The organism is Komarekiella delphini-convector SJRDD-AB1, from assembly GCF_014831675.1.
Lineage (GTDB): Bacteria > Cyanobacteriota > Cyanobacteriia > Cyanobacteriales > Nostocaceae > Komarekiella.
The window spans coordinates 124062-137759 of sequence record NZ_VJXY01000020.1 but is presented as its reverse complement, the minus strand read 5'-3'; the positions used below and the strand labels follow the sequence as shown (position 1 = coordinate 137759).

The following is a 13698-nucleotide window of genomic DNA, read 5'->3' as shown; positions in this document are numbered from 1 at the left end:
TTCTGATCGCTATGCGGGTCTTACTGCCCAACCGTTCTTTCAGAACGGTTGCCTTGTGTCCAAAGGACACAAGGGAGAGGCGCAAGGCTTTGCGCCTCTCGGCAGTGATACAGACCATCGCCGGACGCCGGCGCTCAGACTTCTCTCCGCCTACAGAACTTTTCGCTGCGCCTCTGTCTTGGAAAGTTCTGTTCGCCGGAAGCCGGCGCACCCTGCGGGAAGCAAGCTACAGACTTTCCGCTGCGTGAGACAAATTCATATTCTCAATCAGCAACGCCTATTTTTTGATGTAAACGACAAAAAACGATATCGTCAGAAATTGTAGGTTGGAATTTGCGTAAGATACATCATGATCTGTGATGCGTAACCGCCCACCAGAGGTAATCGCAACGCCAAATAAAAGTCTATCTTTTTCATATCCCATGACCAACTACTTCCGCTCCAACGTTGACGCAATGGCTAGCTATGTTCCCGGTGAGCAACCCCAGCGCGGCACACAGTTCATCAAACTCAACAGCAATGAAAACCCTTATCCTCCTTCTCCTGCGGCACTAGCCGTGTTGCAAAATATTGATGGGGAATGGTTACGACGATATCCAGAACCATTTGGCGGGGAGTTTCGGCAAGCCGTGAGTCAAGTTTTAGGAGTTCCTAGTGATTGGATTATTGTGGGAAATGGCAGCGACGAATTGTTGAGCGTGGTGATTCGCGCCTGTGTAGAACCTGGGCGAAGGGTAGTCTACCCAATGCCAACTTACGTGCTATATCGTACGTTAGTTCAAATACAGAATGCGGATATTACTGAGGTTGTCTACAGCGAAGACTACAGTTTACCTCTGAAAGAATTGATTGCTGCTAATGGCTCTGTAACATTTATTGCATCGCCTAATAGCCCTTCAGGGCACATAGTACCAATAGAAGACTTGCGGAAATTAGCTAGCCAGTTATCTGGGGTTTTAGTGATTGACGAAGCCTATGTTGATTTTGCTGAAGAAAATGCATTGGCTTTGGTTAAAGAATACGAGAATGTGATCGTGATTCGGACACTTTCTAAAGGGTACTCATTGGCAGGATTACGACTGGGATTTGGAGTGGCTAATCCCAAGTTGTTGCATGGATTGTTTAAGGTGAAAGATAGTTATAACATTGATGCGATCGCTTGTGCAGTTGGAACAGCTGCCATTACCGATCAAGCTTATAAAAATGCTTGTGTAGCAAAGATTAAAGCATCGCGGATTCAACTAGCAACAGATTTGAAACAATTAGGTTTCCGCGTTTGGGATTCCCAAACTAACTTTTTACTGGTACAACCTCCGCAAGGTAATGCAGAATATCTCTATCAAAAGCTCAAAGAACAGAGAATTTTAATCCGCTACTTTAAGCAGCCAGGACTAGATGATAAATTACGCATCACCATTGGAACTGAGGAGCAAAATCAAACTCTAGTTAAAGCGCTGAGTAATTTACCCATTTTCCCGGATGAGTCAGAAAAAATCTGAATAACTATCTTACATTGAATCTTCATGTGATAACTTATGGAAATACCCCAACGCGTATCAGTTCGCTACAAAGACGCGTCTTTCAACACTAATGAAATCCGCTTGAGAACTTTCCGGCTTGGACTACAAATATGGGAAGAACAAACCAAACCAAGAAAAACAGAGCTTTATGAGTTTATATTGTCTTGCTTGAAACAAGTTGACCGCCAAGATCGCTTTATGTTTTCTATGCTGTTTATAGAATTAGCAGATCTCATACGCAATTCTCGACTTGAAAGGGGAACGAAAGAGGTTCTTATTAAAACCGCTTTTAGGGAGTTTGCTTGTGCGATCACAGACTTTGAAGACTCTATCAAATAACATCATCAGCACTTACTATATAGAGCGACGCTTGGGGGGAATCGTAAGTGCGTAGTTTACTGCCGTAGGCATCGCGTCTCAGCTATCTGAACTAATTGAGTATGATCTCGATAGTAGAATTTCTCTTGGCAAAGTGGAAAATATTGATAGTGAGCAGCTTTACAAGCCGACTAGTTTCTATGCCAAGTGCGCGGATGGGTAGGTGTTAATCAAGGGGTGACTATAAAAATGGCTGAATTGCCGTCTATGCAAGATTTTGAGGGGAATAAAATTTCTAAACCATCCGCGCACCTTACCTGGACTGGTTTTCAGCGATTTGCATCTAGCCAAATTACAATTCCTCATGTTATGATTTTTAAGTCCGCGCAACAGAACCTTGAAAACCAAATAAGACAAGGCTTTCAGACGCCTGCTTTTTCAATTACTCAAAATCCCTATTAGGGATTGAAATGGTTATCCTCTCCAGCCCGTATGTCAACTCTCAATTTTCAATTACTCAAAATCCCTATTAGGGATTGAAATAGAAGTCTGAGCAGTACAAACTAATCGGAAAATCTTTTCAATTACTCAAAATCCCTATTAGGGATTGAAATTTCAATGGAGCAATCAAATTTATTTTTGAATAGCCAGAATTTTCAATTACTCAAAATCCCTATTAGGGATTGAAATCTGAACGTTTAGAGCATTGTAAATTTAGACAATCAATTTTCAATTACTCAAAATCCCTATTAGGGATTGAAATTGAAGCCAATTATTACCACTAAATGTTTGCGGTTGAATTTTTTCAATTACTCAAAATCCCTATTAGGGATTGAAATATCTTTAGGATTAGTAAGCCAGCGAAAATAATCGGTTTTCAATTACTCAAAATCCCTATTAGGGATTGAAATCTTCAAGCTGCCCCAATTAAGGAGTGATATGCAAGATTTTTCAATTACTCAAAATCCCTATTAGGGATTGAAATACAATATTCATATAGAAACAAAAAAAAGCATGAGAGTAAAATTTTCAATTACTCAAAATCCCTATTAGGGATTGAAATTTTGTTAGTCTTGCGCTGTACTTTCTGCTTATTCTTTTTCAATTACTCAAAATCCCTATTAGGGATTGAAATTGGCAATCCCATCCCTAATCCTTGCGGTGTGGTATTTTTTCAATTACTCAAAATCCCTATTAGGGATTGAAATCTAAATAAAGTCCTAGTTGGCATTTTTGGAGATATTTTTCAATTACTCAAAATCCCTATTAGGGATTGAAATACAACTTCCTTTATTTTCTCCTCAAGGTTTTCCTGTATTTTCAATTACTCAAAATCCCTATTAGGGATTGAAATGAATTCGAGCAAGCAATCTAGGTGAATGAATGTGAATTTTCAATTACTCAAAATCCCTATTAGGGATTGAAATAATCGTATTGTGTTGTGACGCGGGCGATATTGAAAATTTTCAATTACTCAAAATCCCTATTAGGGATTGAAACGATGCAAGTCTTGGGTAAGTAACCATTCGCGAAATTTTTCAATTACTCAAAATCCCTATTAGGGATTGAAACAACTGAAAAGTATCAGTATATGGCGTGAAAATCACTTTTCAATTACTCAAAATCCCTATTAGGGATTGAAACAGAGTCTTTATTTGGTCACAGACTGGCTATCAACTTTTCAATTACTCAAAATCCCTATTAGGGATTGAAACGAGTATTACTGGCATTAACTCATTGAGACTGTAATATTTTCAATTACTCAAAATCCCTATTAGGGATTGAAACTCAGTAACGCTAACTTTTTGTGAAAGTAGTATCCATCCATTTTTCAATTACTCAAAATCCCTATTAGGGATTGAAACTAAACTCACTAAACGTACTAAGTTCTGAATGATAATTTTCAATTACTCAAAATCCCTATTAGGGATTGAAACGAATCTATACCGACAATAACTACATTAATATCTAATTTTTCAATTACTCAAAATCCCTATTAGGGATTGAAACTTTTATACCATAATCGTTTATCAACTATTTCTTTGATTTTCAATTACTCAAAATCCCTATTAGGGATTGAAACTACCTATTTTTTGCGAATAACAAAAATCATAAATATTTTTCAATTACTCAAAATCCCTATTAGGGATTGAAACATATAGGAATTAGAAGTGGTGTTCCAAGAATATTAGGTTTTCAATTACTCAAAATCCCTATTAGGGATTGAAACATCTAAATATTCAGTGACTAAATAAAATGATTCCGGTTTTCAATTACTCAAAATCCCTATTAGGGATTGAAACAAATAAATTCCACCACTTGGATGTAAACCCCCAATTTTCAATTACTCAAAATCCCTATTAGGGATTGAAACTTCTGTCAGCCTGATTTTCACCTTGCTAATTCCCTCTTTTCAATTACTCAAAATCCCTATTAGGGATTGAAACATCTCTGATGAAGACCTAACTATCAGAGTAATAGGATTTTCAATTACTCAAAATCCCTATTAGGGATTGAAACTAATTCAAATGCAGAATATAAAATACCACTAATAGATTTTCAATTACTCAAAATCCCTATTAGGGATTGAAACTGATTTTGATACGGATGCTATAGATGCTCCATTCAGTTTTCAATTACTCAAAATCCCTATTAGGGATTGAAACAGAATTATTTCATCATTCATATTTTATCTTGTAAGTTTTCAATTACTCAAAATCCCTATTAGGGATTGAAACTAAAAATCTCTACACTTTACTAACACCTAAAAATATTTTCAATTACTCAAAATCCCTATTAGGGATTGAAACTTTGACCTTTAGAATTATGAACACAAGGAACAAATTTTCAATTACTCAAAATCCCTATTAGGGATTGAAACTTAATCTTGATAGACATTCAATATAGTTTGAAATTTCTTTTCAATTACTCAAAATCCCTATTAGGGATTGAAACAACATTATAGCTATCAATCTATAATAGCACTTTTAGTTTTCAATTACTCAAAATCCCTATTAGGGATTGAAACTACTACATCTTGCTCAAAAAATTCAACCTGACATCCCTGTTTTCAATTACTCAAAATCCCTATTAGGGATTGAAACTTTTTAAATCCAATTTTTTCATAAAAGCTGATAGCTTTTCAATTACTCAAAATCCCTATTAGGGATTGAAACTTATATTCTCCTTCAAGGTAGTACTCGCCATCGCTTTTCAATTACTCAAAATCCCTATTAGGGATTGAAACAGAGCTACCACCAGGTTGCTGTCCTTTATTTCGTTTTTCAATTACTCAAAATCCCTATTAGGGATTGAAACGCAACGGTTCCAGTGCTAGTTAAAGTGATTACTTTTTCAATTACTCAAAATCCCTATTAGGGATTGAAACTAAAGCTGACATAGCTTATTGATTTTTAAATAGTTTTTCAATTACTCAAAATCCCTATTAGGGATTGAAACATGCTTGATTTTCAACTTTAACCATATTTCCAGGGATTTTTCAATTACTCAAAATCCCTATTAGGGATTGAAACAGACATATAAGAGTCACTGTTTTCTTAAAACAACCTTTTCAATTACTCAAAATCCCTATTAGGGATTGAAACATTTGATGATCGCTTATTGCATCACAACGACATTTTTTCAATTACTCAAAATCCCTATTAGGGATTGAAACTGTGTTGTACTGTTCTTTTCTGGTGTGCCAACATTAATTTTTTTCAATTACTCAAAATCCCTATTAGGGATTGAAACGCTTTAGCATTTCTAGCTTTAAGAAATAAGCTCCATTTTCAATTACTCAAAATCCCTATTAGGGATTGAAACAGAGCCGCACGGCGCGCATCCTGTACCATTAATCGCCGGTTTTCAATTACTCAAAATCCCTATTAGGGATTGAAACCTTTCTCAGTCGTATTCCGATTACGGATTAAATATTTTCAATTACTCAAAATCCCTATTAGGGATTGAAACAAGGGATATACGCTGCCAAGCTTGCGGTCACTGCCTCTCTTTTCAATTACTCAAAATCCCTATTAGGGATTGAAACGTGGGAACTGGGGATAGTCATGCTACTACAACTTTTTTTCAATTACTCAAAATCCCTATTAGGGATTGAAACCTTTATGCTGCTAATCTTACATACGTAGATACTTTTCAATTACTCAAAATCCCTATTAGGGATTGAAACGAGATTGATACCACGCTTACGATTAGTGCCTGCCTATTTTCAATTACTCAAAATCCCTATTAGGGATTGAAACATATTTCCAACGGCAAGGGTAGGGAAAAACTATTATTTTCAATTACTCAAAATCCCTATTAGGGATTGAAACCATTTCCACCCGACTGAGCGATGAGAATCTAGCAAGTTTTCAATTACTCAAAATCCCTATTAGGGATTGAAACATCGCTATGTTGAAGACAAGCCACTTGAATACTGTTTTCAATTACTCAAAATCCCTATTAGGGATTGAAACATGCCCAATGATTGCAGACTTAGCAGCAGATGAATTAGATTTTCAATTACTCAAAATCCCTATTAGGGATTGAAACGGATAGCTACAAAGAGGCACTTCACAGCTTGACGTTTTCAATTACTCAAAATCCCTATTAGGGATTGAAACTTGACTATTGACAAAACACGCTCACGCGGGCCAGTTTTCAATTACTCAAAATCCCTATTAGGGATTGAAACGGCGCGGGCCCACGCTTGGAAGTTGAGGCGTGATGTTTTCAATTACTCAAAATCCCTATTAGGGATTGAAACATGATATTTAAAAATCAGTGGTAAACTCTCAGTTTTTCAATTACTCAAAATCCCTATTAGGGATTGAAACTTATAAATTCAAAAGACTTACCATTCATTTTTATTTTTTCAATTACTCAAAATCCCTATTAGGGATTGAAACAGAAAATTCATCTACAAGCATCTGACTTTTACCTTTTTCAATTACTCAAAATCCCTATTAGGGATTGAAACAACTGTTTTCTCGCTCCAAAAGCGGAAAAAACTTTTTTCAATTACTCAAAATCCCTATTAGGGATTGAAACAGATTTACAAACTCATACTCATATCTACTACAACAATTTTCAATTACTCAAAATCCCTATTAGGGATTGAAACCTACCGTAAAGTTCTTGACCTCCTAAAGTAATTCTTTTTCAATTACTCAAAATCCCTATTAGGGATTGAAACAAAGGGTCGATTACTTTTACCACATGAGTGACATTTTCAATTACTCAAAATCCCTATTAGGGATTGAAACATAAGTTTAATGGCTATAAAAAATCCCTGGAACACTTTAATTTTCAATTACTCAAAATCCCTATTAGGGATTGAAACTTGTAAGATATGGACAAAATATAGGTACTCAAGATGGTTTTTCAATTACTCAAAATCCCTATTAGGGATTGAAACGTTGAGCTAGATTAGCTCTAGACTCCATTATTTGCTTTTCAATTACTCAAAATCCCTATTAGGGATTGAAACCCAATGGAGACATCTTGACATTTAGCGGGAACTCTTTTTCAATTACTCAAAATCCCTATTAGGGATTGAAACACCTTCTAAAGGATTACGACGCTGCTTAAGCTCAATTTTCAATTACTCAAAATCCCTATTAGGGATTGAAACAGTCCCAGGTGAAATACTTACACTAGCAACACTGTTTTTCAATTACTCAAAATCCCTATTAGGGATTGAAACTGAATGATATTTGCATCGACAATGCATCAACAATTTCACCTTTTCAATTACTCAAAATCCCTATTAGGGATTGAAACTGCTCTACTGTACTTATTTGCTTGGCAACGGTTGTAGGTTTTCAATTACTCAAAATCCCTATTAGGGATTGAAACATTTTTACCATCTTGGGGGCATTCGTTTCTGGCATTTTTCAATTACTCAAAATCCCTATTAGGGATTGAAACTGGGAGAATAAGCGGGGTATCTGTTCCCAGGTCAACTTTTCAATTACTCAAAATCCCTATTAGGGATTGAAACTTACACTTTTAATCAACCGCTGTACGAAGTAGCTTATTTTCAATTACTCAAAATCCCTATTAGGGATTGAAACTTTACGGCGTCCCACCCGGATTCACATTATGTAATTTTCAATTACTCAAAATCCCTATTAGGGATTGAAACTCTGCTGATGCGGCTGAAGGCGTGATAAAAATGGATTTTCAATTACTCAAAATCCCTATTAGGGATTGAAACGCTTAGCTAAGACATATAAAGATCAAAAAATTCAAGCTTTTCAATTACTCAAAATCCCTATTAGGGATTGAAACTCGCGTCCTCAGTGATTATTCTGCTTTTACATAAATTTTCAATTACTCAAAATCCCTATTAGGGATTGAAACATGGCTTTTTGAGAATGATCAACACGAGCCGCCACTTTTCAATTACTCAAAATCCCTATTAGGGATTGAAACGATTATTAAGCGTTCCATTATAGTTGCTGGAACAACCCAATTTTCAATTACTCAAAATCCCTATTAGGGATTGAAACGCTCAGTTAATAAACAACACGAAACCGAGGCTTTTTTCAATTACTCAAAATCCCTATTAGGGATTGAAACAGGAAATGCCGCCTATCTCCCCTGAAACCCCTGAAAATTTTCAATTACTCAAAATCCCTATTAGGGATTGAAACCTTTCTTGGGCTAACCATCCCCAAAGTAATGGTTTTCAATTACTCAAAATCCCTATTAGGGATTGAAACTTTGGACATAGCCCCTGCAATATCATCATACATTTTTCAATTACTCAAAATCCCTATTAGGGATTGAAACAGGATACCGCCAGTCAGCCCCCCGTGATTGTGAGAGGGTTTTCAATTACTCAAAATCCCTATTAGGGATTGAAACTAGTCTATCGAGGTCAATGTTGAAATGTTTAGCCATTTTCAATTACTCAAAATCCCTATTAGGGATTGAAACTTTAATATCAATGATATGAATAGATATCACTGATTTTCAATTACTCAAAATCCCTATTAGGGATTGAAACGCTACACTCGCACCCGCGCAAATGATTGTAGATGCTCAATTTTCAATTACTCAAAATCCCTATTAGGGATTGAAACTCGCTTAGAGCAAGGAATGGAACTTTGGGAAACTCCCTTTTCAATTACTCAAAATCCCTATTAGGGATTGAAACTTAAAAACTAGCGGTGATAGTGTAAGTGCGATTGCAGTTTTCAATTACTCAAAATCCCTATTAGGGATTGAAACTTAAAAACCCAAAATTCCTTGGGAGATAATCTTATATTTTCAATTACTCAAAATCCCTATTAGGGATTGAAACTCTGGCTAAAAAAGGTTACGTAATTAACCGCTTTTCAATTACTCAAAATCCCTATTAGGGATTGAAACTACGAGATAGGAGAGCAGTCCAATGATTACCGTTTTCAATTACTCAAAATCCCTATTAGGGATTGAAACTTTTACAGAGATAATTGATTTAGTGTACAGATATCAATTATGCATTTTCAATTACTCAAAATCCCTATTAGGGATTGAAACTTTTACAGAGTTTCTATAAATCTCTGGAACTCCCGAAATTTTCAATTACTCAAAATCCCTATTAGGGATTGAAACGTACAATTTCTACCGGTGTAGGAGGTGCTTTAGGCACAATTTTCAATTATTCAAAATCCCTATTAGGGATTGAAACATGTGCTTTGGCGTATATACCGTAACCCCAACATACGATTTTCAATTACTCAAAATCCCTATTAGGGATTGAAACAATTTGCACCTAATACAGTCCCGGCAGCACTACCTTTTCAATTACTCAAAATCCCTATTAGGGATTGAAACGACAATAATAGTATCATACATATCTGCATTAAAATTTTTCAATTACTCAAAATCCCTATTAGGGATTGAAACATTTGTTTTCAAATGATTATGAATTTGAAAGGAAGGTTTTCAATTACTCAAAATCCCTATTAGGGATTGAAACAAGTCTAGATTGGTTAGTACAGGCTAAGGCGAATGGATTTTCAATTACTCAAAATCCCTATTAGGGATTGAAACGAGTTTACTAAACTTCAGGAAGAGGTAGTAGAAATTTTCAATTACTCAAAATCCCTATTAGGGATTGAAACCCAAGTTTCTTTCCCTTGAATGGTTGACAGGTGTATCTAAATTTTCAATTACTCAAAATCCCTATTAGGGATTGAAACTTACTGGCATTTTAGAAAAGGTAAAACTTTTTACAATTTTCAATTACTCAAAATCCCTATTAGGGATTGAAACGCCGCAGAGGGCTGTGCTGCCATCTTCACAAGCAATTTTCAATTACTCAAAATCCCTATTAGGGATTGAAACAGGGTGACAGTAGTACTGCAAAACTGTCGCTAGGTTGTTTTTTCAATTACTCAAAATCCCTATTAGGGATTGAAACCACATTCCCAGATTGATTTTCTTGGCGTGGCAATTAGGTTTTCAATTACTCAAAATCCCTATTAGGGATTGAAACCTGTCTGCTCGCCTGGATATTATTTTAAATGTATATTTTCAATTACTCAAAATCCCTATTAGGGATTGAAACGACGGGATATCCACCCCTGTTCCACAAGATGACATTTTTCAATTACTCAAAATCCCTATTAGGGATTGAAACTCAGTAATCTTCTTGCCTCAGATACTACAGCCAGCAGCATTTTCAATTACTCAAAATCCCTATTAGGGATTGAAACGAATCCGAAATTTCATTAGCATGTGAAATCTGTGAAATTTTCAATTACTCAAAATCCCTATTAGGGATTGAAACAAAAAACGCAGGTGCAAGGTAGATGTCGGGAGCCTCGCCTGTTTTCAATTACTCAAAATCCCTATTAGGGATTGAAACTTGGGCAATCTAGTTCACTTTATTTTGATTCAATTTTCAATTACTCAAAATCCCTATTAGGGATTGAAACACAAAAAGCAGATTTTCTCGAAAATGCTTGACATGTTTTTCAATTACTCAAAATCCCTATTAGGGATTGAAACGATTTCCTTAAACCATAATCTTCACCACCCACCTTGGCTTTTCAATTACTCAAAATCCCTATTAGGGATTGAAACTCCATTTCAACATACTTCTTAAATCGACATCGAACTTTTTCAATTACTCAAAATCCCTATTAGGGATTGAAACCTGATAACATTTGTTTGAGGCGACGTGAGAGAGAACCTACTTTTCAATTACTCAAAATCCCTATTAGGGATTGAAACAAGCCATAGCCAAGTCAATCAGATCTCAATTAGAATATTCAATTACTCAAAATCCCTATTAGGGATTGAAATCGGTGTGGAAGCGCCAAAGTATTAACGACTACAAGTTTTCAATTACTCAAAATCCCTATTAGGGATTGAAACCAGGTAGATACTACGGCGATCGCTTTTGGAAGCACTGCATTTTCAATTACTCAAAATCCCTATTAGGGATTGAAACACAATCCAAAATTTCAGCGACTTTTACTAACTTCGTTTTCAATTACTCAAAATCCCTATTAGGGATTGAAACCTTTTTGCATAGCTTGCCTCCAAATAACTCTATTTTTTCAATTACTCAAAATCCCTATTAGGGATTGAAACGAAAAGGGAGTTTCTCACTGGAAACGAAGAGATTTCTATTTTCAATTACTCAAAATCCCTATTAGGGATTGAAACTCAATAACAGGATTAGCTAGATTGTGTGGTGTAGTTTTCAATTACTCAAAATCCCTATTAGGGATTGAAACGATGCCTAACTACAGCAGCGAAGGATTATTTGAATTTTCAATTACTCAAAATCCCTATTAGGGATTGAAACAAGAAATGCTTCCCAATAGCAAACCTGTAATCATCAAATTTTCAATTACTCAAAATCCCTATTAGGGATTGAAACACTAAGTACACCTTCAGGTACTTCTTTAATTGGATTTTCAATTACTCAAAATCCCTATTAGGGATTGAAACAAATTGAGAGCTTGCATACTGCGATCGCACTTCTATTTTCAATTACTCAAAATCCCTATTAGGGATTGAAACAAATTGAGAGCTTGCATACTGCGATCGCACTTCTATTTTCAATTACTCAAAATCCCTATTAGGGATTGAAACAAAATCTAAACCCGTAGATTGTCTGTAAGTTAATTTTTCAATTACTCAAAATCCCTATTAGGGATTGAAACGAAAGTTTTCTCTACCCGTGCAATTACATCTTGCATTTTCAATTACTCAAAATCCCTATTAGGGATTGAAACTCGTTTGGCTAAAAAGGTATTACAAACAATGATTTTTTCAATTACTCAAAATCCCTATTAGGGATTGAAACGAATGCCAATGCTGTACTCTCACCCCGACAATGTATTTTCAATTACTCAAAATCCCTATTAGGGATTGAAACTCTCCAGTAGCCCTGTCGTAGTAAACCTTGCGAATTTTTCAATTACTCAAAATCCCTATTAGGGATTGAAACGCTACCCCAGGAATGCTGATTGTAGGAATATCAATTTTCAATTACTCAAAATCCCTATTAGGGATTGAAACATGAAGCGGCTAGATTAGTCGTATTAACCTGTAAACTGGATAGTGCCGGCGCTTCCAGTATGTAACAGGAAAAAATGTAAGTAATTCGAGCGCATTTTTAGATCGGAGAAAAGAATATGTCTAACGTGAGCATTGCAAAAGGTAGCTGTTTGTGTGGAGCGGTAAGCGTGTCTACAACCAGTATGAGTAATCAGGTGGGAGCGTGTCATTGTAGTATGTGCCGCAACTGGGGTGGAGGGCCTTTGTTAGTAGTTGAGTGTGAAAGTGATGCTAGCTTCTCTGGCGAAGAAAATATTGGAGTTTATCAATCTTCAGAATGGGCAGAGCGTGGATTCTGTACTAAGTGTGGTAGCCATCTATTTTACAAATTGAAACAAAATAACCAGTACTACATACCAGTGGGGATTTTTGATAATGATAAAGGTCTTGTTTTCGAGCATCAGGTTTTTATCGACGAAAAACCAGAATACTACTCTTTTGCCAATGAAACTAAAAACATGACAGGGGCAGAGTTACTAGCACAATTTGAACCTCCATTATCCAAGTAATAACTTTGAGGTTCAAGAAGTTGTGATGAATCTGCGCTCAGCCACCTTTGCTGATTTAGCTCTGCTGCGACAGTGGGATGAGCAACCTCACGTGGTTGCCTCAGACCCTAATGATGATTGGGGTTGGGAGGTAGAACTTAACCGTGCTCCCGAATGGAGAGAGCAATTGATTGCTGAAATCGATAGTCGTCCCATCGGATTTATCCAGATCATCGATCCGGCATGTGAAGACAGTCACTACTGGGGTGATGTTCCGGCGAATCTTCGCGCTATTGATATTTGGATTGGGGAAGAGACTGATTTGGGCAAAGGCTATGGAACGAAAATGATGCAGCTTGCACTTGCCCGATGTTTCACCAACCCACTTGTGACGGCTGTACTCGTTGATCCACTTGCCAGCAATACCCGCGCCCACCGCTTCTATGAACGTCTTGGCTTCCAATTTATTGAGCAGCGATGGTTCGGTAACGATGACTGCTTCGTCTATCGCATTAACCGAGCAGATTGGCAACCCGCGTAAGATTTCTTTTCAGCAAGACTGGAAAATTGCTGCTCTAAATGGTGGCGATCGCATCGATAACGCCGCGATCGCACCATGTCTATGTACTAGAGCATAGATTCAGTAATCGCAAAAACCCGATTTCTTTTCGGTAAAATGACCAATTTTCGTTAACTGTAGAGTAGAGACGTTGCAATACAACGTCTCTACAAAATAATCGGTTTTTTTCGCCCTCTATCTAAAGATAGAACCAGCATGTGGGGAGATCCAAATTACGTTCATG

Annotated in this window: 6 protein-coding genes and 1 CRISPR repeat array; all 6 genes read left to right on the top strand. The window is 36.5% G+C overall.

Going from position 1 to position 13698, the window contains the following annotated elements; genetic code table 11:
- Nucleotides 1–55 precede the first annotated feature (55 nt).
- The 6 genes from FNW02_RS19090 (at nucleotide 56) to FNW02_RS19065 (ending at nucleotide 13533) form a co-directional block, all read left to right on the top strand.
- Complete coding sequence (locus tag FNW02_RS19090; protein WP_191759080.1) at nucleotides 56–325, top strand: hypothetical protein; 270 nt, start codon at nucleotides 56–58, stop codon at nucleotides 323–325.
- Nucleotides 326–422: 97 nt separating this feature from the next.
- Entirely contained in the window at nucleotides 423–1499 is a 1077-nt protein-coding gene (hisC, locus tag FNW02_RS19085) for a histidinol-phosphate transaminase (protein ID WP_191759091.1), read from the top strand.
- Nucleotides 1500–1535: 36 nt separating this feature from the next.
- The gene (locus FNW02_RS19080) at nucleotides 1536–1859 is read left to right on the top strand and encodes a hypothetical protein (RefSeq protein ID WP_191759079.1); all 324 of its coding nucleotides are present in this window, start codon (nucleotides 1536–1538) and stop codon (nucleotides 1857–1859) included.
- A 414-nt stretch (nucleotides 1860–2273) separates the two neighbouring features.
- Nucleotides 2274–12368: direct repeats of the CRISPR family, unit length 37 nt; unit sequence TTTTCAATTACTCAAAATCCCTATTAGGGATTGAAAC.
- 116 nt (nucleotides 12369–12484) lie between these two features.
- A complete protein-coding gene (locus FNW02_RS19075) occupies nucleotides 12485–12916 on the top strand; it encodes a GFA family protein (protein ID WP_191759078.1) in 432 nt (143 codons plus the stop codon).
- 25 nt (nucleotides 12917–12941) lie between these two features.
- Nucleotides 12942–13436, top strand: a complete 495-nt coding sequence (locus FNW02_RS19070) for a GNAT family N-acetyltransferase (RefSeq protein ID WP_225225761.1) — start codon at nucleotides 12942–12944, stop codon at nucleotides 13434–13436.
- Nucleotides 13387–13533: a hypothetical protein gene (locus FNW02_RS19065; protein WP_191759076.1), complete on the top strand. Its 147-nt coding sequence runs from the start codon at nucleotides 13387–13389 to the stop codon at nucleotides 13531–13533. The genes FNW02_RS19070 and FNW02_RS19065 overlap by 50 nt, the downstream gene beginning before the upstream one ends.
- Nucleotides 13534–13698 lie beyond the last annotated feature (165 nt).